The sequence below is a fragment of the Mesorhizobium sp. YIM 152430 genome, from assembly GCF_029210365.1.
Taxonomy (GTDB): domain Bacteria; phylum Pseudomonadota; class Alphaproteobacteria; order Rhizobiales; family Rhizobiaceae; genus Aliihoeflea.
In genome coordinates, this window is record NZ_JARGES010000020.1 from 220,589 (window position 1) to 245,062 (window position 24,474).

18 protein-coding genes and 1 pseudogene are annotated in these 24,474 nt (G+C 66.2%); 8 read left to right on the forward strand and 11 right to left on the reverse strand.

The genetic code is table 11. The annotated features are described in order from the left end of the window. Positions 1-15: 15 nt before the first annotated feature. A complete protein-coding gene (locus PZ895_RS06330; protein WP_275838176.1) occupies positions 16-4,788 on the reverse strand; it encodes an NAD-glutamate dehydrogenase in 4,773 nt (1,590 codons plus the stop codon). Positions 4,789-4,920: 132 nt separating this feature from the next. On the opposite strand from PZ895_RS06330, the gene PZ895_RS06335 reads away from it, so the two are divergent. After that, the gene (locus PZ895_RS06335) at positions 4,921-5,484 is read left to right on the forward strand and encodes a peroxidase-related enzyme (protein WP_275838177.1); all 564 of its coding nucleotides are present in this window, start codon (positions 4,921-4,923) and stop codon (positions 5,482-5,484) included. Between the two features lie 4 nt (positions 5,485-5,488). Here PZ895_RS06335 and PZ895_RS06340 read toward each other — a convergent pair whose 3' ends face one another. Together PZ895_RS06340 and tsaD are read right to left on the reverse strand one after the other, a co-directional pair. Beyond that, positions 5,489-6,472: an NAD(P)H-dependent glycerol-3-phosphate dehydrogenase gene (locus PZ895_RS06340; RefSeq protein ID WP_275838178.1), complete on the reverse strand. Its 984-nt coding sequence runs from the start codon at positions 6,470-6,472 to the stop codon at positions 5,489-5,491. Next, complete coding sequence (tsaD, locus tag PZ895_RS06345) at positions 6,469-7,542, reverse strand: tRNA (adenosine(37)-N6)-threonylcarbamoyltransferase complex transferase subunit TsaD (protein WP_275838305.1); 1,074 nt, start codon at positions 7,540-7,542, stop codon at positions 6,469-6,471. Before tsaD ends, PZ895_RS06340 begins: the two co-directional genes overlap by 4 nt. A 91-nt stretch (positions 7,543-7,633) precedes the next feature. Between tsaD and hemC the strand changes: the two genes are divergently transcribed. From hemC to PZ895_RS06380, 7 genes are all read left to right on the forward strand, one after another. Then, positions 7,634-8,563 (forward strand): hydroxymethylbilane synthase, encoded by a 930-nt coding sequence (gene hemC, locus PZ895_RS06350; RefSeq protein WP_275838179.1) that lies wholly within the window; start codon positions 7,634-7,636, stop codon positions 8,561-8,563. Between the two features lies 1 nt (position 8,564). Next, on the forward strand, positions 8,565-9,275 hold the full coding sequence (locus PZ895_RS06355; protein WP_275838180.1) for a uroporphyrinogen-III synthase: 711 nt from the start codon (positions 8,565-8,567) through the stop codon (positions 9,273-9,275). 33 nt (positions 9,276-9,308) lie between these two features. After that, entirely contained in the window at positions 9,309-10,646 is a 1,338-nt protein-coding gene (locus PZ895_RS06360) for a hypothetical protein (protein ID WP_275838181.1), read from the forward strand. A 14-nt stretch (positions 10,647-10,660) separates the two neighbouring features. Continuing rightward, positions 10,661-12,484, forward strand: coding sequence for a heme biosynthesis protein HemY (locus PZ895_RS06365; protein WP_275838182.1), 1,824 nt, complete (start codon positions 10,661-10,663; stop codon positions 12,482-12,484). Positions 12,485-12,644: 160 nt separating this feature from the next. After that, positions 12,645-13,115 (forward strand): TerB family tellurite resistance protein, encoded by a 471-nt coding sequence (locus tag PZ895_RS06370; protein ID WP_275838183.1) that lies wholly within the window; start codon positions 12,645-12,647, stop codon positions 13,113-13,115. A gap of 4 nt (positions 13,116-13,119) precedes the next feature. After that, complete coding sequence (locus tag PZ895_RS06375) at positions 13,120-13,905, forward strand: glutamine amidotransferase (RefSeq protein WP_275838184.1); 786 nt, start codon at positions 13,120-13,122, stop codon at positions 13,903-13,905. 189 nt (positions 13,906-14,094) lie between these two features. After that, positions 14,095-15,174 carry a YihY/virulence factor BrkB family protein gene (locus tag PZ895_RS06380; protein ID WP_275838185.1) on the forward strand — a complete coding sequence of 360 codons (1,080 nt, stop codon included), beginning with the start codon at positions 14,095-14,097 and terminating at the stop codon, positions 15,172-15,174. A 20-nt stretch (positions 15,175-15,194) separates the two neighbouring features. On the opposite strand, the gene iolB is transcribed toward PZ895_RS06380, so the two are convergent. The 8 genes and pseudogenes from iolB to PZ895_RS06420 form a co-directional block, all read right to left on the reverse strand. Further along, positions 15,195-16,019 carry a 5-deoxy-glucuronate isomerase gene (gene iolB, locus PZ895_RS06385; protein ID WP_275838186.1) on the reverse strand — a complete coding sequence of 275 codons (825 nt, stop codon included), beginning with the start codon at positions 16,017-16,019 and terminating at the stop codon, positions 15,195-15,197. Further along, positions 16,019-16,927, reverse strand: coding sequence for a myo-inosose-2 dehydratase (iolE, locus tag PZ895_RS06390; RefSeq protein ID WP_275838187.1), 909 nt, complete (start codon positions 16,925-16,927; stop codon positions 16,019-16,021). The genes iolB and iolE overlap by 1 nt, the downstream gene beginning before the upstream one ends. Then, complete coding sequence (gene iolD / locus PZ895_RS06395) at positions 16,924-18,765, reverse strand: 3D-(3,5/4)-trihydroxycyclohexane-1,2-dione acylhydrolase (decyclizing) (protein ID WP_275838188.1); 1,842 nt, start codon at positions 18,763-18,765, stop codon at positions 16,924-16,926. The genes iolE and iolD overlap by 4 nt, the downstream gene beginning before the upstream one ends. Beyond that, positions 18,762-20,655: pseudogene (gene iolC / locus PZ895_RS06400) on the reverse strand (5-dehydro-2-deoxygluconokinase). The gene iolD and the pseudogene iolC overlap by 4 nt, the downstream one beginning before the upstream one ends. Further along, positions 20,652-21,425 (reverse strand): ATP-binding cassette domain-containing protein, encoded by a 774-nt coding sequence (locus tag PZ895_RS06405; RefSeq protein ID WP_275838189.1) that lies wholly within the window; start codon positions 21,423-21,425, stop codon positions 20,652-20,654. Before PZ895_RS06405 ends, iolC begins: the two are co-directional and overlap by 4 nt. Further along, the gene (locus PZ895_RS06410; RefSeq protein ID WP_275838190.1) at positions 21,425-22,531 is read right to left on the reverse strand and encodes an ABC transporter permease; all 1,107 of its coding nucleotides are present in this window, start codon (positions 22,529-22,531) and stop codon (positions 21,425-21,427) included. Before PZ895_RS06410 ends, PZ895_RS06405 begins: the two co-directional genes overlap by 1 nt. A 70-nt stretch (positions 22,532-22,601) precedes the next feature. Next, the gene (locus PZ895_RS06415) at positions 22,602-23,543 is read right to left on the reverse strand and encodes a sugar ABC transporter substrate-binding protein (protein WP_275838191.1); all 942 of its coding nucleotides are present in this window, start codon (positions 23,541-23,543) and stop codon (positions 22,602-22,604) included. 106 nt (positions 23,544-23,649) lie between these two features. After that, entirely contained in the window at positions 23,650-24,459 is an 810-nt protein-coding gene (locus tag PZ895_RS06420) for a MurR/RpiR family transcriptional regulator (RefSeq protein WP_275838192.1), read from the reverse strand. Between the last annotated feature and the right edge of the window lie 15 nt (positions 24,460-24,474).

The following is a 24,474-nucleotide window of genomic DNA, read 5'->3' on the forward strand; positions in this document are numbered from 1 at the left end:
CCAATGTTCCTGCCCCTAGGGCGCAATGTCCGTCAGGTCCGACATCAGTCCTGCCGCGACCGTCAGCCGCGAAACGGTGATGTCGCCGCCTTCCGTCAGGCTTTGCAGCCGGTCGCGCGTGCGCGAAATCCGCATACCGCCCGCCTCGATCCAGGCTTCCACCGGCGCCTTCTCCTTCGGGAAAGCGCCGAGCGCGGCTGCCGCAATGCCCCGGCGCGCGGCGTTGATCTGGTCGGTCGCGCGCGCCAGCGCCAGCCCGTCATAATAATCGGACGGCGAAATCGACCGCGCGGCATCGGCGATGCGCCCGATCCGGAACGCGTCGGTGACGGCGAAGAAGGCACGCGCGGCGGTTTCCAGTTCGGCCTCCGCCGTCTGCGCCACCAGCGCGATGTCGGGGATGAGTTCGGCGACGTGAAGCTGGGTGATGCGCTCGGCGAGCTTCTGCGACACCCCGGCCTTGAGCAGGGCGGCGACCCGCTCCTCCTGCCTTTCCTGCGTGAAGGGCGGCAGCATCCGCGAAAGCTTCGGCTCCAGCGCCTTTCGCGCACCTTGCAGCCCGTCGATCTCGTCCCCGATCAGGTCCGACGTCAAGTCGTTCTTGAGGAACCATGCGCTCGCCGAATGCACGAGGCGGCCGACCTGCTGGTAGAGTTCGAGTTGCGTCGCGCCGTCGATCTTCGCGTCGAGCGCGTCGATCTCGCCATAAAGGTCGGGCAGATCGAAACCGTCGCGCACGATCGCGAAGGCCGCGACGATCTCGGCCGCCGAGCGTCCCGTCAGATCCTGGAGCCGGCTGACGAAGGACGGCCCGCCGCGATTGATCGCCTCGTTGGCGAGCTGGGTCGCGATGATCTCGCGGCGCAGCCGGTGCGTCTTGATCGGCCCGGCGAACTTCTTGACCATCTTCTGCGGGAAATAATCGAGAAGATCGGCTTCGAGGTGCGGATCGTCGGGCACGCCGCTCGCCACGATGTCGTCGAAGAGCACGATCTTGGCATAGGCAAGCAGAACGCCGATCTCGGCCCGCGTCAGCGGCGCTCCGCGCACTTCGCGCTCGGCCATTGCCGCGGTCGACGGCAGCACCTCGACGTCGCGGTCGAGCAGGCCGCGCCCTTCCAGCGCCTCCATGAAGCGTTCCTGATAGCCGAGATCGGCCGCCCCGCGCAGCGCGGTCAGCGAGATCGCCAGCGACTGCCGGTAATTGTTGGCGAGCACCAGGTTCGCCACTTCGTCCGTCATATCGGCGAGAAGCTTGTCGCGGTTCGGCCGCGTCAGGTCGCCGGCGCGCATCGCCGAGGCGAGTGCGATCTTGATGTTGACCTCGACGTCGGACGAATTGACGCCGGCCGAATTGTCGATCGCATCCGAATTGCAGCGCCCGCCATTCATCCCGTATTCGATGCGCGCGCGCTGCGTGACGCCGAGATTGGCGCCCTCGCCAATCACCTTCGCGCCGACCTGTTTTGCCGTGATGCGCAGCGTGTCGTTGGCCTTGTCACCGACATCGGCATTGCTCTCGGCCTCGGCCCGCACATAGGTCCCGATGCCGCCGAACCATAAGAGGTCGACCTTCGCCATCAGGATCGCGCGCATGATCTCGACCGGCGTCGCCGTCGTCGAGGAAAGGCCGATCGCGTCCGCCGCCGCCTTGGAAAGCTCGATCGACTTCTGGCTGCGTGAGACGATGATGCCGCCTTCGGAAAGCTTGGAGCGGTCGTAGTCCTGCCAGCTCGACTGGCCCTTCTCGAAGAGCCGCTGCCGTTCCTTGAAGGACGACGCCGGATCCGGGTCGGGATCGATGAAGATGTCCCGATGGTCGAACGCCGCGATCAGTCGCGTCGCCTTGGAAAGCAGCATCCCGTTGCCGAACACGTCGCCCGACATGTCGCCGACGCCGGTCACGGTGAAGGGTTCGGTCTGAATGTCGCGGTTCATCTCGCGGAAATGCCGCTTCACCGCCTCCCACGCGCCGCGCGCGGTGATGCCCATCTTCTTGTGATCGTAGCCGGCCGACCCGCCAGAGGCGAAGGCGTCGTCGAGCCAGAAGCCGTGCGCCTGGCTGATCGCGTTCGCCGTGTCGGAAAAGGTCGCCGTGCCCTTGTCGGCCGCGACGACGAAATACGGATCGTCCCCGTCCTGCCGCACCAGGTTGGTCGGCGGCACCACGTCCTCGCCCTCGATATTGTCGGTGACGGAAAGGAGCGAGGTGATGAAGTTGACATAGGCTTTTTTCCCCGCCTCGAAGATATCGCCGCGCGATCCGCCGACCGGCAATTGCTTCGGGTAGAATCCGCCCTTGGCGCCGACAGGCACGATGACGGCATTCTTCACCTGCTGTGCCTTGACGAGGCCAAGCACTTCGGTGCGGTAATCCTGCGCCCGGTCCGACCAGCGCAGCCCGCCGCGCGCCACCGCGCCGAAGCGCAGGTGGACGCCCTCGACCTCCGGCCCGTAGACGAAGATCTCGCGCCAGGGACGCGGCGCGGGAAGACCGCGCACCGCGCGCGAATCGAGCTTCAGCGCCAGAGACACGCCGTCCTTGTCGGGCGCGTAGAAATTGGTCCGCAGCGTCGACTGGATGAGGTTCAGATAGCGCCGGATGACGGCGTCATCGTCGATCTGGGGCACCGATTCCAAAGCCGTTTCGATCGATTCCGCCGCTTTTTGAGCTGAAACTTCGCTGTTTTCAGCTCGTTCCGGGTCGAAACGGGCCGAAAAAAGCGCAATCAGATGGCCTGCGATGGCGGGATAACGGTTCAGGACCGAGGCGACGAACTCCTGGTTCTGTGGAATCCCGGCCTGCTGGAGATAGCGGCCATAGGCCCGCAGAAGGCCGATGTTCCGCGCTGTCAGCCCCGCCGTCTGGACGAGCCCGGCATAGGAATCATTGTCGCTCTCGCCATTCCAGACCGACAGGAACACGTCGGCCAGAAGCGCCCCGCCGTCTGTCAGGTCGATCTCGGCCCCGGAGCCGCTTTCGAGTTCCATGTCGTGTAAAAAGACCGGCTTCGAACCGTTCCGGGCGATTTCGAAAGTGCGCTCCGAGATGACCCGGAAACCCATGTTTTCCAGGAGCGGCACCCGCTTCGACAGCGCCACCGGCTCGCCCTGGTGGTAGATTTTCAGCCTGGCATGGGCGGCCGTCTCCGGCGCCTCGCGATAGAAGTCGATCGCTATCGGATTGTCGTCGTCGATCCCGGAAATGACGCCCGCATCGCGCATCGCGACGGCGGCGGAGAAGCTGTTGCGGTAGGTCTGATCGAAACCGGCGGCGAGCGCGGCGAGCTTGGGGTCGGCAAGGTTTTCCGTCACCTCCTCGCGCAGCGCGTCGTCCCAGGTCCGCACGATGTCGCGAATCCCGGCCTCGAGCTCGGCGCTGTCGACCTTCGGCGTCTTGCCGCCGGAGCGGCCGATGATGAAATGGACGCGGGCGAGCGAGCCTTCGGGGAAGGCCGGATAGTAGGCGGAAAGACGCCCGTCGAACGCCTTGACCAGATACTGGCCGATCCGCTCGCGCACCTCGGAATCGTAGCGGTCGCGCGGCACGTAGACGATGGCCGAGACGAAGCGGTCGAACTGGTCGACGCGGTAGAGCGCGCGAACGCGCGGCCGCTCGCCCAGCGCCAGGATCGCCTCGGCGTGCTTGCGCAGAACCGGCACGGAAATCTGGAAAAGCTCGTCGCGCGGATAGGATTCCAGCACGTTGATCAGCGCCTTGCCCGAATGGTCGGACGGATCGAAGCCGGATTTCTCGATCACCGCCTGTGCCTTGGAGCGCAGATAGGGGATCTTCATCACCGAACGCGTGTAGGCGGTCGAGGTGAAGAGCCCGACGATGCGCAACTCGCCGAGAAGCTTGCCCTTCTGGTCGAAGGTCTTGACGCCGATATAGTCGAGATAGATGCGCCGGTGGACGACCGACTTGGCATTGGCCTTGGTGACCAGCAGCGCCTCGGGCCCGTGCAGGAAGGCGCGGATTTCGGGCGTTGTGGTGACCGGCTCGCCGCCGCGCCGCAAGACCCGAACCTCATCGCTGGAAAGGATGCCGAGCCCGCCCTTGGGCGAGCGTTCCAGCGTGCCGCTTTCCGCGCCGCCCGAATAGCGCAGTTCGCGCATTCCCAAAAAGGTGAAATTGTCGTCGCGCAGCCATTCGAGAAAGGCGATGGCTTCGCCGACCTGCGCCTTGTCGATCGGCACCGGCTGGTAGCGATATTCGGTGATCGCCTGGTCGAGGCGGGCGAGCATCGGCCGCCAGTTCGAGACCGAGAGCTTGACCTGGTCGAGAACCCGTTCGAGTCCGCGCTTCAGCGCCTCGCATTCCTCAGGGGTCAGTTTCGGGACATGAACGTGGATGATCGACACGCGGTCGGTCGCATCGTCGCCCTTGGCGCTGCCTGCTTCGCCGAGAAGCTCCGCGACACCCTTCTTTTCGTGCCGCACCAGCACGACCGGATGAAGCACCAGGGACGCCTCGCCGGTCTGTTCGGTGATTTCGGCCAGAACCGAATCGAACAGGAACGGCATGTTGTCGTTGATGACGGTGATCGCGGTGACGGCCCGGCCCTGCCGCTCGATCTCGCCTTCATTGTCGAAGACGATCAGGCTGTCGCCGCGCTTGTGGTTCTTCAACGCCCGATAGGCAAGCGCACCTGCGGTCGCGAAGGCTTCGGTCGTATAGGATGCGCGATCTTCCTCCGGCGCCCGCGCCCTGAAAAATCCGGCAAGCTTTTCGGCGCCCGCCTCGGTTTTCACTTTCGATGCGGTTGCGGTCTTGCGCACGGCCATGGGCGGCGATCTCCCCGATTTCATCCCGTTTTTCTTTCGACACTAGAACATCCGCCGGGAAAGTGGCACCGGTTTCACGAAAATGAGCGACGCTGCGTCAGTTACAGACAAGTTTGAAAGGGAGATGACGGCATGAGCGAGCGGGTCACGGCACTGAACATCGAACATCCCGAATTGTCGGACGGCACGAAAGCCTATTTCGCCAAATGCGAGGAGAAGCTGGGGCTGGTCCCGAACGTCCTCAAGTCCTATGCCTTCGACGAGAAGAAGCTGCGCGCCTTCACCGACATGTACAACGATCTGATGCTCGGCGATTCGGGTCTTTCCAAGCTCGACCGCGAGATGATCGCGGTCGCCGTCTCGTCGGTGAACCACTGCTACTATTGCCTGACCGCGCATGGCGCTGCGGTGCGCCAGCTTTCCGGCGATCCCAAGCTCGGCGAGATGATGGCGATGAACTACCGCGCGGCGGACCTGTCGGCGAAACAGAAGGCGATGCTGGATTTCGCCGTCAAGCTGACCGAGAGTCCTGACAAGATCGAGGAAGCCGACCGCAAGGGCCTGCGCGATGCGGGCTTTTCGGATCGCGACATCTTCGACATCGCCTCGACGGTGGGGTTCTACAACATGTCGAACCGGGTCGCCGCGGCGATCGACATGCGCCCGAACGACGAATACCACGCGATGGCGCGGTAGGCGCCTACTCCGCCTCGCTCTTCAGCGGCCGGGCCAGAAGCCCTGCCGCCGCGTCCTGCATGGTGATGTGTCCGTCGATCAGTTCGGCGGTCGCCTCGATGATCGGCGCGTCGATGCCGCGCGTCCGGGCGATCTCAAGCGCGATGCCGGCAGTCGCCGCGCCTTCCGCCAGCGCCAGCCCCTCGCGCGGCTTGCCTGCACCGAGCGCCATGCCATAGGCGAAGTTGCGCGATTGCGCAGAACCGCAGGTGAGGAGGAGATCGCCGAGCCCGGACAGCCCCATCAGTGTTTCGGGTCGCGCCCCGAACGCCGCGCCGATGCGGCGCAATTCGACGAAGCCGCGCGTGATCGTGGCCGCCTGCGCGCTCGCGCCGAGCCCCGCGCCCGACACCGCGCCGGCGGCGATGGCGAGAACGTTCTTCAACGCCCCGCCGATCTCGACGCCGACGAGATCGGCGGTGGAATAGCAGCGGAAGGCCGGCGCGGAAAACAGTTCGGCGAGCGCGAAGGCTTGGTCTTCGTCTTCGCAGGCGATGGTGACCGCCGTCGGCAGGCCGCGCACCACGTCGGTCGCAAAGCTCGGGCCGGACAGCGCGGCAATCGGCGAGACGGGCAGAAGGTCGGTGGCGATCTCGGAAACCAGACTCCCGGTCGCGCGCTCGATGCCCTTGGCGGCCAGCACCAGCGGCACGCCCGGCGCGATACCGGGAGCAGCTTCAGACAGCACCTCCCGCGTCGCCTGCGTCGGGATGACGCTCAGGATCGCGTCAACGCCGCGAAGCGTCGCGCCGAGATCGGTCGAGGCGACCAGCCCCTCGTCGAGCATGACGCCCGGCAGATAGCGTGGATTTTCGCGCCGCTCGTTGATCGCCGCGACCGTTTCCGCGTCGCGCGCCCAAAGACGCGCCGCGTGGCCGGCGCGGATCATGGTGACGGCCAGCGCCGTGCCCCACGCCCCGCCGCCGAGAATCGCGATTTTCGCGCTCATGCCTTGGCTCCCCTCTTGCCCGAACCGATGACCGGCGCGGCGCCGCCGTCGAGCGGCCAGCGCGAGCGGGGGGCGAGCGTCATCGCATCCTCGCCCTCGATGCCTGCGGCGAGACGTTCCAGCCCCGCCCAGGCGATCATCGCCGCATTGTCGGTGCAAAGCGCCAGCGGCGGCGCGATCAGCCGGAAGCCGGCGGCAGCGCAGGAGTCCTCCAGCGCGGCGCGGATCGCCTTGTTTGCCGCCACGCCGCCGGCGACGACCAGCACGCGTTCCTCGACCGCGGGAAAAGCGGTGAGAGCCTTGCCGAGCCGCTCCTGAAGCGTCTCGACGATGGCCTGCTGGAACGAGGCGCAGATGTCGGCGACGTCCTGGTCGGAAAGCGGCGCGATGGAATTGGCCGCCTGCCGAACGGCCGTCTTGAGGCCGGAAAACGAAAAATCCGGGCGCGCCTCGCCGCGCAGCGGGCGTGGGAAGGCAAAGCGCCTTGCATTGCCGCGCGCCGCCCATTCCTCGACGCTCGGGCCGCCCGGATAGGGCAGGCCGAGCAGCTTCGCCGTCTTGTCGAACGCCTCGCCAAGCGCGTCGTCGATGGTCGAGCCGAGCCGGCGATAGTCGCCTACGCCACGCACCTCGACGATCTGCGTGTGGCCACCGGAGACCAGCAGCAGGAGGTAGGGAAAGGCGACGTCCTCGACGAGGCGCGCGGTGAGCGCATGGCCTTCGAGATGGTTGACCGCGACGAGCGGCACGCCGGACGCGGCCGACAGCGCCTTCGCCGTCATCAGCCCGACGATCAACCCGCCGATCAGCCCCGGCCCGGCAGTGACGGCGATGGCGTCGAGATCAGAAAGCTTGGCGCCCGCCTCGCCGAGCGCCGCCTCGATGACGCCGTCGACGGCCTCGACATGGGCGCGCGCGGCAATCTCCGGCACGACGCCGCCAAAGGCCGCGTGGTCTTCGATCTGGCTGAGAACGATGTTGGACAGGATGCGCGGCGCCCCGTCCGGCGCGCGCGCGACCACCGCCGCCGCCGTCTCGTCGCAGCTCGTTTCGATGCCCAGCACGCGCATATCGTCGCTACGATCCCTGAAATCGGCCATTCGGTTGCGGCACATGGCCATCCTGCTTTAGGAAGTGGCGACCTATCACGGACGGCCATTGATGCAAACAGACCTGTTGAGGATCGGAACGCGCGGCAGCGCGCTGGCGCTGGCCCAGGCGGAAGAGACCCGCGCGCGCCTGATGGCCGCGCACGGCCTGCCGCTGGAGGCGTTCGAGATCGTCGTCATCTCGACCTCCGGCGACCGCATCCAGGACCGTCCGCTGTCCGAAGCCGGCGGCAAGGGGCTCTTCACCAGGGAGATCGAGGAAGCGCTTCTGTCGGGCGCCATCGACATCGCCGTCCATTCGTCAAAGGACATGCCGACCATCCTGCCGGACGGGCTGGAACTCTCTTCGTTCCTCGAACGCGAGGACGTGCGCGACGCCTATATCGGCCGTGTGGCGGAGCGACTTCTGGACCTGCCCGAAAACGCCGTCATCGGCTCTTCTTCGCTGCGCCGGCAGGCGCTGATCCGCCGCCAGCGGCCCGACATCGACGTTGTGCTCTATCGCGGCAACGTGCAGACGCGGCTTCGCAAGCTGGAGGAAGGCATCGTGGACGCGACGCTTCTGGCCAATGCCGGGCTGAAGCGGCTCGGGCTCGCCCATGTCGTCACCGAACTTCTGCCGGTCGAGACCTTCCCGCCCGCACCGGGACAGGGCGCGATCTGCATCGAAAGCCGCATCGGTGACGCGCGGATCGGCGACCTGCTCGGCCCGATCGGGCATCGCGCGACCACCGAGGCGCTGACCTGCGAGCGCGCCTTTCTGGCGGCGCTCGACGGCTCCTGCCGCACGCCGCTCGCCGGCCATGCCCTGATCGACGGCGACGCCCTTTCCTTCTTCGGCATGATCCTGTCGCCGGACGGCCGGCAGGTTCACGAAATCCGCGTGGAAGGCCGCGCAGGCGATGCTGCGGCGATCGGTGCGAACGCCGGGGCGGAGATCCGCGACCGCGCCGGCCCCGCCTTCTTCGAAAGCTGGGCCTGAGATGCGCCGGCGCGTGCTGGTGACCCGGCCCGAGCCCGGCGCCTCGGCCACCGCCGCGCGGCTCCTCCAGCTCGGCTTCGTGCCGGTCGTCCTGCCCCTGACCGAGATCGTGCCCGTGGAACCGGCGACCGTGCCCGAAGGGATCGATATCGTCGTTGCGACGAGCGCCAATGCGTTTCGCCACGCGCCGAAAGTCCTGATGGACAGGCTGCGTGACCTGCCGCTCCATGTGGTCGGCGTCAAGACCGCCGCGGCGGCGGGGCGTGCGGTCGGTTTCGTCGCGCCCGATGCGAAGACACTGGCGCATGGGCTTTCCGACCGCCTTGGCGCGCGGTCGCATGTGCTGCACCTGACCGGCCGCGTGCGCCGGCCGGACCTGAAGCGGATATTCGAGAAGGCCGGACATTTCGTCACCGAAATCGAGCTCTACGACACCCGCCCGGTTGAACTGCCGCTAGGTGAAATCGGAACCAAAATGGGGCCTGAGCCGTTATGGGCTGCATTGGTCTATTCGCAGCGCGGGGGCGAAATCCTGAGCGGGGTCGTTGCCGAGGCGCATTCCAGCTTTGAGTCCACGATTTTCGTCTGTATTTCCGCCGCGGCGGCAACGGGGCTGCGAGGCCGGAAAACGGCCCTCGCCGCAACGCCTGACGAACCGGCCATGCTGGCAAGGCTCGTCGAACGGGATCAGCGCGCGGCCACATCTGGGTAAGTGGCCGCATCTGGGCAATTGAAGGGGAGTGGCATGTCGAAGACGCCGAGATCACGCTATTCGGAGCCGAAGAAGGCCGGATCGACCATCGACATCGACCCGAAGGACGTGACGCGTCTCGACGACAAGGCGGCCAAGCCCGGCACGTCGGAGGAAAATGTCAGCGACATCACCGACCCCGCGGCGATCGGGGCCGGCAAGGTGGCGGCAACCGTTGAAGCCAAGCCGGAACCGGCGAAGGACGTAAGTCCGAAGGCCGCCAGGGTCGAGCCTGCCAAAATCGAAAAGGCATCGGCGAGCAAGGCCGACGACACCGCGAAATCTCCTCCCAGGGCCGATGCTAAGCCGGCGACGCCGTCGGCCTTCGCAACGACGCAGGCATCCTCCACGCGCCCGGCCGCGGCGCAGGTCGAGGCGAAGCGCGGCGGCAGCGCCTTGATGGGCGGCATCGTCGGCGGCCTGATCGTGCTGGCGCTCGGCGCCGGGCTGCAAGCCGCCGGCATCTGGCCCGGTGCGCAGAGCGGCGATGACGGGCAGGTTGCTGCCTCGCAGGCCGAGATCCAAACCCTGCGCGGCGAGATCGCCACCGCCGGCGCCGCCGAAGACGTCGCCGCTCTTCGGTCCGAGATCGAGGAACTGCGCACGGCCTCCGCCGACACTTCGGCAACCGAGGACCGGCTCGCAGCGCTCGAACAGGCGATCGCCGCCGTCAGCGACGCGCCGGATGCCGAAGCGGCCTTGGCGGAGGTCGAGCAACAGCTTGCGAGCGCCGGGGAGGCGTCGACGCAGAACGCTTCGCGACTCGATGCCATGGAACAGGCGCTTGGCGATGTCGAAACCCGTCTGGTCGAACTCGAGAACAGCGGCGCGGAGCGCGTCATCGCGGCTTCCGCGCTGAAATCCGCGATCGACCGCGGCGCGCCCTTCATGACCGAACTCGAGACCTATGCCGGCCTCGATGCCGAGGCGGCGGAGGTCGGCGACTTGCGCGACTTCGCCGCCGACGGTGTCGCGACGCGCGCCGAGATCGCCGAAGAGGCCGGTCAGGCCGCGCAGGCGATGGTTACGGCTTCTGCCTCTGCCGGCGTTGACGAGAATGCCGGCCTCATGGACCGCCTGTCGGCCAGCGCCCGCTCGCTGGTCCAGGTCCGTCCGGTGGGCATGGCCGAGGGCGAGGATGTCGGCGCGAAGGTCGCACGGCTCGAAGCCTTGGTGCGGGCGGACGATTATGAGCGTGCGATCGCCGAATATGACGGCCTGCCCGAGAACGTTCAGGCCGCCGGCGCGGACTTCATGGCCAAGGTGCGCGCCCGCCATGCCGCCGACCAGTTGATCGACCGCGCTCTGACCACCGCGCTCCAGCGCAGCTGAGGGGACGACATATCATGATCCGCATTCTGTTCTTTCTCGTTCCCGTCTTCATCCTCGGCTTCGCCTTCGCCTGGCTCGCCGACCGGCCGGGCGATCTGACGCTGACCTTCGGCGGCTATCAGATGCAGGTGAGCCTGCTGGTGGCGGCGATCCTGATCACCGCCGTCGTCGCCGCCGTGATGATCCTCTGGTGGCTGATCAAGGCGATCGTCACCAGCCCGCACACGATCTCCCGCCATTTCCGAAACCGCCGCCGCGATCAGGGCTATCAGGCGCTGTCCATGGGCATGATCGCGGCGGGCGCCGGCGATCCGGCGCTGGCGCGACGCAAGAAAAAGGAGGCGCTGAAGCTCCTTTCTTCCGACCAAGAGCCGCTCGTTCATCTCCTCGACGCGCAGGCTTCGCTGCTCGAAGGCGACCATCCCACCGCGCGGCAGAAATTCGAGGCGATGCTCGACAAGCCCGAGATGAAGCTTCTCGGCCTGCGCGGCCTTTATCTGGAGGCCGAGCGCGTCGGCGACCGTCAGGCCGCGCGCCATTATGCCGAGCGCGCCGTGGAGACCGCGCCGCAGCTTGCCTGGGCGTCCGGCGCGGCGCTGGAGGAAAAGTCCGAGGCCGGCGACTGGGATGCCGCGCTGCGCCTCGTCGACACGCAGAAATCGACGCAGCAGATCGACCGCGAGACGGCAGAGCGCCGCAAAGCGGTGCTGCTAACGGCCAAGGCGATGGAACTGCTCGACGCCGAACCGGTGCAGGCCAAGAACGCCGCGCTGGAAGCGCATCGCCTCGCGCCCGATCTCGTACCGGCCGCCGTCACCGCCGCCAAGGCGCTCTTCCGTCTCGACGATCTGCGCAAGGGCGCCAAGATCCTCGAATCCGGCTGGAAGCGCAACGCACATCCCGAAATCGCCGAAGCCTATGTCAATGCGCGCCTCGGCGATTCGACGCTCGACCGCCTGACGCGGGCGAAGAAATTGCAGGCGCTGAAGCAGAACAACCCGGAATCCGCGCTGACAGTCGCCCGCGCCGCGCTTGCTTCGGGTGACTACAAGCTCGCCCGTACGCAGGCGGAGGCCGCGATCCGGCAGGAGCCGCGCGAAGGCGCCTACCTGCTTCTCGCCGACATCGAGGAAGCGGAGACCGGCGATCAGGGCCGCGTGCGCCAGTGGCTGGGCAAGGCCGTGCGCGCGCCGCGCGATCCGGTCTGGATCGCGGACGGCTATGTCTCCGAGCGCTGGGCGCCGATGTCGCCGGTCACCGGACGGCTCGACGCCTTCGAATGGCGCGCACCGGTCGAACGGCTCGGCCAGGTCATCGAGGCGGGGGACGAAGCGCTCGCGATCACCCCGACCCTGCCCGCCCCGATCGAGCACGAAGAGCACCGGGCTTCCGATCGGGCGGTCGTTGCCGCCGAGCCGGATGAGGTCGAGGACATCATCGTCGAAGAGCCGATGAAAACCGCGCCCGAGCCGACACGGGAATCCGAAAGGAAACCGGCGCAGGCCGAGGCCCCGATGACGGTTCCCGAACCTGCCGCCAGGGTCGAGCCCGACCCGGCCCTCGAACCGAAGCTGTCCGAAAAGGCCACCGAAAAGCCGGCACCCAGACCCGAACCGTCCCGCCCCGTCGCCGCAAACGACGCCAAGGCCCCGGCTGCCGTCGTGCCGCTTGCCCCGAAACCGGCTCCAGCCGCGGCCGAGCCCGCAGCGTCCGCTCCGCTGGACGCCGAACTGACCGAGGACGACACCGATCGGCCGGCAAAGATGCCGATCCCCGATGATCCGGGCGTGGAGGAAGGCGAAAAGCCGGTCGCGGAAAGCCGGTTCAAACTGTTCTGAGGTCTGCGTGGGATTGTTGGTGGTTGTTTCTCGAAGGGTCCCACCCGGTCCTGACACCCAAGTCGTTGCCCGCATATTGGCCTTTGCCCCAGCCTTGCGTTAAATGAAGGCAATCGGGCACGATTCGCTGGTTGTGCCGCAAGGAACCTGACGCCGCCTCATGCTCGATCGCCTGCTTTCGCTTTTTCGTGACATCCCCGCCGGCCGCGATGCCGACCGGTCCGACGATCCCCGCGTGGCCGTCGCCGCGCTGATGTACCACATCATCGATGCGGACGGCGTGCGTGAAGCGGGCGAGGCGGAGGCACTGCGGCGGACCATCGCTGATGCCTACAAGCTTTCCGGCAACGAGCTCGACCGCGTCCTTGTCGCTGGCGAGACCGCCGAGCGCGACGCGGTCGACCTTTATGCCTTCACCAGCGTCATCAACCGCCATCTCGACCAGCCCGCGCGACAGGAACTGATCTCGCTCCTGTGGGAGATGGTCTATGCCGATGGCGAGCGCCACGAGTTGGAGGACAATATCGTCTGGCGCGTTTCCGAACTCGTCGGCATCGACGGACCGGACCGTGTCGCATTGCGCCAGCGCATTGCCGAACGCTTGCAAGCCAGGGACGAAAACGACGGATAGACGGATGCTGCACGAACCGATCTCGAAAGCCGCGACCCATCATGGAAAGCAGATCCTGATCGTCCTGCATCAGGAGCATTCGAGCCCCGGCCGCGTCGGACAATTGCTCGCAGCCGACGGCTACCATCTCGACATTCGCCGCCCGCCCATGGGCGACGCCCTGCCCGAAACGCTCGCCGACCATGCCGGCGCGGTCATCTTCGGCGGGCCGATGAGCGCCAACGACCCCGACGAATTCGTCAAGCACGAGACCGACTGGATCTCGGTGCCGCTGCGCGAGGACAAGCCGTTCCTGGGCATCTGCCTCGGCGCGCAGATGCTGGTCAATCATCTCGGCGGCAAGGTCGGCGGCCGCGACGACGGTCATGTCGAGATCGGCTGGTATCCGATCGAGGCGACGGACGAGGCGCGCGCCATGCCGCTCGACTGGCCCTCCATGGTCTACCAGTTCCACCGCGAGGGGTTTTCGCTGCCCTCGGGCGCGACGCTTCTGGCCACCGCCGAATCCTATCCCAACCAGGCCTTCCGCTATGCGCGGAATGCCTGGGGCATCCAGTTCCATGCCGAACTGACGCGCGTGATGATGCACAAATGGGTGGTGAAGGGCGCGCACCGCTTCGTCCTGCCCGGCGCGCAGCAGGGCCGCGACCATCTGCATGGCCGCATGTTGTGGGATGTGAAGCTCAAGGCGTGGCTCGACTGCTTCCTGAAACTGATCTTCGACCGCGAGGCGTTCGAACGTTCAAGCGCGCCCGCCGAGACACCGGGCCTTGCGCGGTTCGGGAAGTAGCCAGACCCCAAAGCCCCGCGACCCCGATCGCACGGCATCACCGCCGGAAGCATCGCATCCAGCTTGCCTCGGCATCGCTGGTGCCAGATGCACTGGCGCGCGACGGCCCAGGATTTGCGCGTCATGGTGCCATGCAACCTATCGGCATCCACAAGGTTTTGCTCATGCAACCAGAAGGGACGAGTATCGATGGACGAGACGGGCGTGGCGATGGCGCGTGGGCGGGATGCACAATGGCCATCGGCCATTCCGGCGCAGGGCTGGAAGGACATAGGATGGCGGGTATGGACGAACGTCAATGCCCATCGGGTCATGCTGATCGCCGCCGGCGTCACCTTCTACCTGCTTCTGGCGCTGTTCCCGGCGCTGGCCGCCTTCGTCTCGCTCTACGGTTTCGTCGCCGATCCGGTGACCGTCGGGGACCACATCTCGTTTCTAGGCGGATTACTGCCGTCGGCGTCGCTCGACCTCATCCACGCCCAGCTTGAGGCGCTTGCCGAACAGCGGCCCGAAGCGTTGAGCTTCGGTTTCGTTCTCGGCTTTCTGATCGCGCTATGGAGCGCCAATAACGGCATCAAGTCTATGTTCGAGGCGATGAACGTCGCGAACCAGGAAGATGAGAAGCGCTCCTTCGTCCGGCTGAACCTGATCTCGTTCTGCTTCACGCTCGGCGCGATGTTTCTCGCCATCGCCTTCATCTTCACGGTCGGCGTGGTTCCAGCGATCCTCGCCTTGCTGCACCTCGACGATTTCGGTCCGGTGCTGATCGCCGCGCTGCGCTGGCCCGTCATGCTCCTCATCATCGTGACCGGCATCTCGCTGCTCTACCGGTTTGGCCCGAGCCGCGAACAGGCCAAATGGCGCTGGCTGTCCTGGGGCGCCTGCTTCGCCTCGGTGGTCTGGATCGTCACCTCGCTCGGCTTCTCGTTCTATCTGCAGAACTTCGCCGACTACAACGCCACCTACGGTTCGCTGGGCGCGGTGGTCGGCTTCATGATGTGGACGTGGATTTCCGCGATGATCGTCATCGTCGGCGCCGAGATCAATGCCGAAATGGAACACCAGACCGCGCGCGATACGACGACCGGCGCCGACCTGCCGATGGGCGCGCGCGGCGCGACCATGGCGGACACGCTCGGCAAGACGGCCGAAACGTTCGATCCGGCAGAACAAGCGAAAGGCGAAACCGCCGGCAAGGGCCATGTCGGCGTTCTGGCCGCAGCCGCGATCATCATGATGGCCGTCCCGGTCCTGCATCGCATCCGCTGAGAACGTTCACAGGACGTCCGTCATCGCGAAGTCGCAGCGCCTGCGTCGCGCTGCGCGATCCAGTCATGTTCGGGATGGTTTTCGAAGCGCCATTTGCGCAGCGGCCCGGCCATGACGTTGAGATAATACATGTCGTAGCCGTAGGGCGCGCCGCATGGATGGTGGCCTTTGGGCACCAGCACCAGATCGCCGTCCTTGACCGTCATGGTTTCGTCGAGTGCGCCGTCGTCGGTGAAGACGCGCTGGAAACCGAACCCTTGGGGCGGGTCGAGGCGGTGGTAATAGGTTTCTTCCAGATAGGTCATGCGGGGGAAATCGTCCTCGTCATGCCGGTGCGGCGGATAGGACGACCAGTTGCCGGCCGGCGTGAAGACTTCCGTGACGAGCAGCGAATCCGCCACATCGCGCTCTTCCATCGCGATCGGATGGATGAAGCGCGTATTGGCGCCCTTGCCACGCGTGACCTTCCCGATGCCGGCCGGACCGATGATCTGCGCGCGTCTGCCGCCTTTGGATGGCGCGGAGCAGACGGCAAGGGTGAGCGTCGTCGTCGCGATTGCTTTCCACGGCGTTCCGGGCGGCACGTAGAGGCAATGGGGCGGCGTCTGGTCGAACACGCTCAGCCGCTCGCCCATCTCGCCGAAAAATTCCCCGCCGGCCTCGATCCTTGCCTTGCCCTCGACGAGGACGAGGATCGCCTCGCGCCCTTCCATCAGGCCCTGCGCGTCCTCGCCCGCTTCGAGCCGGTAAAGGTCGAAGCCGACATAGGACCATCCGGCATCCTGCGGCGTCAGCCCATGGACGCGGCCATGCTTTCCGGTCTGCTTGCGCAAAAGGTCGGCCATCACGCCTCTCCCTGTCGGTCGAGCCCGGCTTCGCGCGCCATTTTCCGCAGCGCCTTCAGACCCATCGATTGATAATGGACGGGATCGCGCTGGTCGGGGTCCTGTTCGGCCTCGATGACCAGCCAGCCCGAATATTCGTGGCGCGCGGCTATTTCCAGAACCGGCGCGAAATCGACGCCGCCTTCTCTGTCGCCCGGAACGGTGAAGACGCCTGCCCGCACGCCTTCGAGGAAGGAAAGGCGTTCGGTGCGCACACGGCTCATGATGTCGGGCCGCACATTCTTGCAGTGGATATGACCGACGCGGTCCATGTAGCGGGCCGCCAGGTCCGCCGGATCGGCGCCGCCGAAAAAGGCGTGTCCGGTATCGAGCAGGAGCCGGGTCGCCGGTCCGGTCGAGGCCATGAAGGCGTCGATCTGCGGCCCGGTCTCGACCACCGTTCCCATATGGTGATGATAGACGAGCGGCAGGCCCTCGCCGGCGGTGAAGGCTGCGAACAGCTCCATCTTTTCGCCGAAGCGCTTCATCTCATCGTCGCTCAGGGCCGGACTGTCGGCGAGAGGCGTGGCGGCGGCTCCGTGAATGGCGTTCGACGTTTCGGCCGCGATGAAGATTGTCGCACCTGCGCGCTGGACCATGTCGAGATGCGCGCGGGCAGCCGCGATCTCGGCTTCCACGCTGCGCACCAGAAGATGCGTGGAATACCAGCCGCCGACGAAACGCAGGCCGTGCGCGCCGAGCGTCGCCTTCAGCGCGTCGCCCGCGTCGGGCATCTTGTGCCCCTTCTCGATGCCGTCGAAGCCGATCGCGGCGGCCTGTTCGAGGCATGTTTCGAGCGGGATCGCGGCGCCGAGGGACCGATCGTCGTCATTCGACCAGGCGATGGGGTTGGTTCCATAAAGGATCATGCGTGTCGGTCCGTTCGCTGATTTCTGCGTGCGCCGTCATAGGCTTTGCGGGCGTCGACGACCTGTTCGCGCTCCGAGACCTCGGGCACCGCCACGTCCCACCATGCGCCGCCGGCCTCGGTGGTCCGCATCGGGTCCGTGTCGATGACGATGACGCTGGTGCCCGTGGCGGCACGGGCGCGCGCCATCGCCTGTTCGAGCCCCGCCAGATCGGCAACCTTCTCGGCAATCGCGCCCATCGAGGCCGCGTGCGCCGCGAAATCGATGGCCGATGGGACCACATGCGTGGCGGTATCGAGCAGATTGTTGAAGCTCTCGCCGCCCGAGGCGATCTGCAACCGGTTGATGCAGCCATAGCCGCGATTGTCGAGCAGCACGACGATGAGCTTTTGACCGAGCATGACCGACGTGGCGAGTTCGGAATTCATCATCATGTAGCTGCCGTCGCCGACCACGACGACGACTTCGCGGTCGGGCCGCGCCATCTTGACGCCGAGCCCGCCGGCGATCTCGTAGCCCATGCACGAGAAGCCGTATTCGACATGGTATCCACCGGGGCGGCTAGCGCGCCAAAGCTTGTGCAACTCGCCCGGAAGCCCGCCCGCCGCGCAGACGACGATCGCATCGTCATCGACGCTGCGCTGAACCGCGCCGATCACCTGCGCATCGGAGGGAAGCGCATTTTGCGTCTCGCCGCCGGCCGCCGTCACGGCATCGACGGCCGCGTTCCACTCGGTCGTCAGACGCGCATCATGTGCCGGCGCGCGGTGGTCGCCGAGCGCGCCCCCAAGCGCTTCAAGCGTGACGCGCGCATCGCCGACGACCGTCAGCGCCATGTGCTTGGCGGCATCATATGCTGCGACGTTGATCGTCAGGAGGCGGCAGTCCGGGTTGCGGAACAGGGCCCAGGAGCCGGTGGTGAAATCCTGCAATCGGGTGCCCACCGCGATGACGAGATCGGCGTCCGCCGCGATCGCATTGGCAGCAGAACTGCCGGTGACGCCGAGCGAGCCGAGATTGAGCGCGTGATCCCAGGGCAGTGCGGATTTCCCGGCCTGCGTTTCGGCAACGGGAATGCGATGGGTCTCGGCAAAATCGCACAAGGCGTCGCTCGCCAGCGAAAAATGAACGCCTCCGCCCGCGACGATCAGCGGCTTCTTCGCCGAGCGGATCGCGGCCGCGGCAGAATCGAGTTCCCGAGGATCGGGTGGCGGCCTGCGGACGGTCCAGACGCGCGGCGTAAAGAAGCTTTCGGGGTAGTCGAACGCTTCGGCCTGCGTGTCCTGGCAGAAGGCCAGCGTGACCGGACCGCAGTCCGCCGGGTCGGTCATCACGCGAAAGGCGCGTGGAAGGGCCGTGAGCAGATGTTCGGGCCGCCAGATGCGGTCGAAATAGCGGCTGACCGGTCGGAACGCGTCATTGGCCGAGACGGTGCCGTCGCCGAAATCCTCGATCTGCTGGAGAACGGGATCGGGCGCCCGGTTGGCGAAGACGTCGCCCGGCACGAACAGCACCGGCAGCCTGTTCACATGGGCGAGCGCTGCCGCCGTCACCATGTTCAACGCACCGGGGCCGATGGAACTCGTCACCATCATCGCCCGCCGGCGGTTCAGCGTCTTGGCATGGGCGATGGCCGCGTGTGCCATGCTCTGCTCGTTGTGGCCGCGCCAGGTCGGCAAACGCTCCTGCGCGCCGTGCAGCGCCTCGCCCAGCCCGGCTACATTGCCATGGCCGAAAATCGCCCAGACGCCTGAAAGGAACGGAACGCCGTCCTCGTTGAGCTGGTTGGCGCAATAGCGCACCATGGCCTGCGCGGCGGTGAGTCGGATCGTGGTCATGCGGCATCGTCCCTGGCGTTGCGGGCCTCGTCCCAGGATTGGGCGAGTGCGCGATAGCGCGCGCTCATGTCGGCGACGGCTTCGTCCTCCGTCAAGGCGCCGGAGAACCATCCGCGCGCGGCATCGCCGAATATGGAGCGGCCGACGGCAAAACCCTTCACGAGATCGAACCGGGCGGCGCGCCGGAACGCCTCGGTGAGCTGCGGCTGCGGCGCATCGAGGCCGAGAACGACGATGCCGCGCGTATGCGGATCGTGGGCTTCGATGGCCGTGACCACATTCGTCCACGCGCGCCCGCTCGTCATCGGTTCGAGTTTCCACCAGTCGGGATAAATGCTGCGCTCGTAGATCTTCTCGACGATGCGCGCGGTCGTCATGTCATCCACCGGTCCCACCTTGGACGGGATGACTTCAAGCAGGAATTCCAGATCGTTGCGGCGCGCGGATTCGGCCAGCCGGGCGATCGTGTCGAGTTGGTCGCTCCACATCGTCTCGTCGTCGTCGGGATGGCAGAAGCACAGCGCCTTGACGACATGGTCGCGCGGCCATTCACCGAGCGACCCGCCCCAGTCCGCGCCAAGCTCGGCTTCGAGCCGCAACGGCCGCGAGCCGGGCTTTTCGACCGGCCTTCCGATCCACAGACCGCTTCCGGCGGCTGCATGGAGCGCGCGGCGGCCCAGCCGGTCGTCGCACAGGATGCCATAGCCGTGACGGCCATCGGCCACCAGAAGCGCGGCTTGCAGGCAAAGCTCTTTGAACCGGCCGATGCGCTTTGCGTCCGCGCCGTCCATCGCTTCCAGTTGCGCGCGGTGGTCGAAGGCGAAGACCCGCATGTCGGGCCAGTCGCCGCGCCGGTTGGTCGACCAGTGGATCTGTTCGAGGTCGCGGTCGTGACGCAGCGCAGGGGTCACGATTCCGCGCTTCAGGAAGAACGCGAGCTCCTGCGCCGAGGGATAGGCGGGCGTGCAGCCATGGCGCGAGACGGCGAGCGCGCCGCAGGCATTGGCATATTCGAGCGCGACCGGCCATGCCGCGTCTTCCAGCCAACCCTTGAGAAGGCCGGACATGAAGCCGTCGCCGGCGCCAAGCACGTTGAAGACTTCGATCTGGAAGGCAGGGCCGGCCTCGCCCTCGTCGAGCGCCGGTGAAGGCGGCCGCCCCCATCGGCCCACGCTTGGCGATCAGCGTCGCGTTCGTGATGGCGCGCACGGCCCTCAGCGCTTCGATCGTGTCCGTCGAGCCGCCGGCAATGTGGAATTCTTCCTCCGTTCCGACGATCAGGTCGAACAGCGGCAGATGGGACTGGAGCTTGGCCGTCACCGCCCGCGAGGCGATGAAGCGGCTTTCGCCCGCATCGTGCCCGGCAAGTCCCCACAGATTGGGCCGGTAGTCGATGTCGAGCGCGGTGCGCGCGCCGTTCTCGCGGGCAAGGCGCAGCGCCTTCAGCACCGCCGCCTCGGTGCGCGGATGGGACAGGTGCGTGCCGGTCGCCACCACCGCGCGCGCCTCGCCAATGAAGGCGGGATCGATGTCGGTTCCGTCTAGCGCCATGTCGGCGCAGTTCTCGCGATAAAAGATCAGCGGGAAGGTATCCTCGTCGCGGATGCCGAGGATGACGAGCGCGGTAAGGCGTTCGGGATCGGTGACGACGCCGCGCGTGTCGACGCCTTCGGCGGCGAGCTGCTCGCGGATGAAGCGGCCCATATGCTCGTTGCCGACACGCGTGATGACGGCCGATTTCAACCCGAGCCGCGCCGCGCCGCAGGCCATGTTGGTGGGCGAGCCGCCGATATACTTGCGCAGCGAGCGCATGTCTTCCAGCCGCCCGCCGACCTGCGTGCCGTAAAGATCGACCGAGGACCGCCCGATGGTGATGACGTCGAGGCTCATACGGTTCCCCCGAGCGAGCCTTCCAGTTCAGCCATTTCCTGCCCGCCCGCCATCAAATCCTGCAATTCCTCCGCGCTGATCTCGCCACGTGCTGCGGTGCCCAGCGTCTTGCCGCGATTGAGCACGGTGAAGCGATTGCCGACCGCCATGGCGTGGCGGACATTGTGGGTGATGAAGACGACCCCGATGCCCTGCTTGCGCACCCGGTCGATGGTCGCAAGCACGTTCGAGGTCTGGCGCACGCCGAGCGCCGAGGTCGGCTCGTCGAGGATCAGGACCTTGGCGCCGAAATGAACCGCGCGCGCGATCGCGACCGTCTGGCGCTCGCCGCCCGACAAGGTGCCTACGGCCTGTTCGGGCTCGCGCAGATTGATGCCCATGCGGCGCATTTCCTCCATCGTGACCCGGTTCGCGGTCTCGAAATCGATCAGTTTCAGCGGTCCGAACCTGCGGACCGGTTCGCGGCCCATCCAGAAATTGCGCGTGACCGACATCAGCGGGATCATCGCCAGATCCTGGTAGACGGTCGCGATGCCCGCTTCCATCGCGTCGCGCGGGCTCTCGAAGACGACCTCCCTGCCCTCGACGAGCATCTTGCCGGACGAGGGCTTGTGGACGCCCGACATGGTCTTGATGAAGGTCGACTTGCCAGCGCCGTTGTCACCCAGAAGGCAGTGACATTCGCCGGCCTCAACGTCGAAGGACACGCCGCCCAGCGCGATCACCGCGCCGAAATGCTTTTCGATGTCACGCATCTCGATCAGCGACATCAACGTTCTCCCGTGATCATCCGGCGGATGAAGGTGTTCATGATGACGGCGAGGATCAGGATCGTGCCGAGGAAGACGCGGAAGAGCGAGCTTTCGGCTCCGGCAAAGAACAGGCCCTGCTGGACGACCCCGAAAATGAGGGCGCCGAGCGCCGCGCCCACGACGGAGCCGTAGCCGCCGGTCAGAAGCGCCCCGCCGATGACGACGCAGATGATCGCCTCGAATTCCTTCAGCAATCCGCGGTCAGCCGCCGCCGAGCCGAACTCCATGACCTGGCATGTCGCGAACACGGTCGCGCAGAATGCGGTGAACATGAACATCAGGATCTTCACCCGGTCGACCGGCACGCCGACATAACGCGCGGCCTGCGCATCGCCGCCGGCGGCATAGATCCAGTTGCCGAAGCGGGTCCGCGTCAACAGCACATGCGCGAAGATCATCAATCCGATGGCCCAGACGATCAGCATGGGGATGCCGTCGATGATCGGCTGGCCGCTGCGTGCGCCGCGATCGTAGGTCGCGATCAGATTCGCATCGGCCAGCCAGACGAACAGGCTGCCGAGAATCTTGCCGCCGAACAGCCAGGCGAGCCAGTCGCCCTGCGCCGCTTCGCCGACGCCGCCGATGATCGTCTGGCGCGTGGTCAGGATCGAAAGCCAGATCGTCAGGCCGCGCAGGATGTAGAGAAAGGCAAGCGTGACGATGAAGCTCGGCAGTCCGGTGCGGATGACGAGCCAGCCATTGAGCGCGCCGATGGCAAGCGCAACAGTGAACGCGCACAGGATCGCGATCCACACCGGCCAGCCCCACTGCACCGACACGATGGCGATGACCGTTCCGGCAAAGCCGATCATCGAGCCGACCGAAAGGTCGAACTCGCCTGCGATCATCAAGAGGCACGCGCCGACCGCGATGATGGCGAACTGCGCAGAAACCAGCGTCCAGTTCATCACGCCCTGCGCCGCGAACATGCCGGAATCGCTGGCGATGAGCAGAAAGAAGACGAAGACGAGGATCGTCCCGCAGATCGCGCCGAGTTCGGGGCGGATCATGGCTCGGCGCAAGCCCGAGACGGACTTGATGCGTTCGTCGGTGGTGGCCGTCATGGCGGGTCCCCCGGATGGTTTGCGCAAGGAAGGAGGGCGGCGCGCGGGCCGCCCTTAAGGCACGGGACGGCTAGCGGAACTCGCCGGCCAGCGCCTCGACCTGCTCGATATTGTCCGCCGTGATGAAGCCGGGACCGGAATTGATGTTGTTGCCCGGCATCACGCCATAGCGCGCGTAGTTCGTCAGCAGGACGACCGGCATGTAGCCTTGCAGGAAAGGCTGCTGGTCGATCGCGAAATCGATGATGTCGTCCTTGATCGCCTGCGAAATCTCGCCCGACAGATCGAAGGTGGCAAAGAAGATCTCGCCCTCGAGCCCCGCATCCTGCACCGCGCGAATGGTGGGATGCGCGGAGTTCGGCCCGAGCGTCAGGATCGCGGACGTATCGGGATTGGTGCTCAGATAGGCGGCGACCTTGTTCTGGACTTCGGACGGGTCGAGGCCGGAATCGATCATCTGGCTGCCAAGCTCGACGCCCAGCGCATCGGCGAACCCCTGGCAGCGCTCGACCGAGGCGGGATTGGTGATGTAGTGATTGACGCACAGGAACGAAGTCGCGCCCGCTTCCTTGGCGCGCAGTCCGGCAGCGTGGCCGGCATCGAATTCCGGCTGGCCGACATGCATCATGGCGCCGAGTTCGGCGGACTGTTCCTGCGTGCCCGAATTGATGGTGATGACCGGAATGCCCTGATCGACGGCGTCGCGGATGGGACCCGACAGCACGTCGAAATCGGCGATGGTGACGATGATCCCGTCGGGGCCGGCCGCCGTCGCCTGCTGGACGATGCGCGCCATGTCGGCCAGATCGCCCGTCGGCGGATTGCGATAGTCGACGCGCACGTCCATCTGCTCGCCGGCCACGGCGATGGCGTTCTTGATCGTGTTCCACCAGCTATCGGAATCGGGCGCGTGGCTGATGAGCACGAACTGCTCGTCGGCAGCCATGGCCGGCGCCGATATCGTTCCGAGTCCCGCCGCCATCGCGAAGGCGGCAATCACTGTCCTGGACATTGTCTCTCTCCCTGAGATGCGTGCTGCCGGGCGAGACACCTCCATGGTCAAGCCGGTAAATGGAATATTCCATCCATTTGAGAGCCAATGCAAGTCAATTTTTCCATTAGCTGCGACGGGCGCCGATGGCGACGACGAGTGTCGTTGCGAGCGAGAGCGTGGCCGACAACGCGCGAAAGGCGCCGACGTCGATCTCGCTGACGCAAAGCGCGGTGACGTCGAGGCGGCGAAGCGGGCTTGCCAGCGTATCCGTGATCGCGATGACGGGAATGCCGCGCTCGCGGGCATAGGTCGCCAGTTCCACGGTCGCCGGCGTGTAGGGCGCGAAGGTGATCGCGACCATGGCGTCGCCGGTGACGAGGGCGTGGCGCGCGTCGATATGCCCGACCGCGCCGTGCAGCATGGCCGGCACCTCCATTTTTTCTAGCGCGTAGGCCATGTAGGACGCGACCGGAAATGCGCGTCGGAAGCCGACCAGATGGATCGTGCGCGCCGCCGCCAATGTTTCGACGGCGGCCTCCAAAGCCTTGCTGTCCAAGGAGGTCGCGAGATTTTCCAGGGAGTGCCGCCCCGCCTCGACGAACTCGGCCAGAAGTGCGGAGGGGCTGTCCTGCCCCTGTTCATGCAGGGCCCTTATGCGTGTCGGATAATCGGGCCAGCGCGGCGCATGGGCATCGCGAAACAGGCGCTGCATTCCCGAAAAACCCTTGAACCCCATGATCTGGCAAAAGCGCACGAAAGCCGATGGCGGCACGCCGGCGGCCGAGGACAGTTCGGCGACCGTGGAAACTGCAATGCGCTCGGGATTGGACGCCACGAAATCGGCGCACTGGCGCAGGCGCTTGGGCAGCGTATCGGCGATATCGCCGAGACGCAGATGGAAGGTTTCGATCGTGGTCGGTGGCAAGGCATCCATGCCGTCATCCTCAAC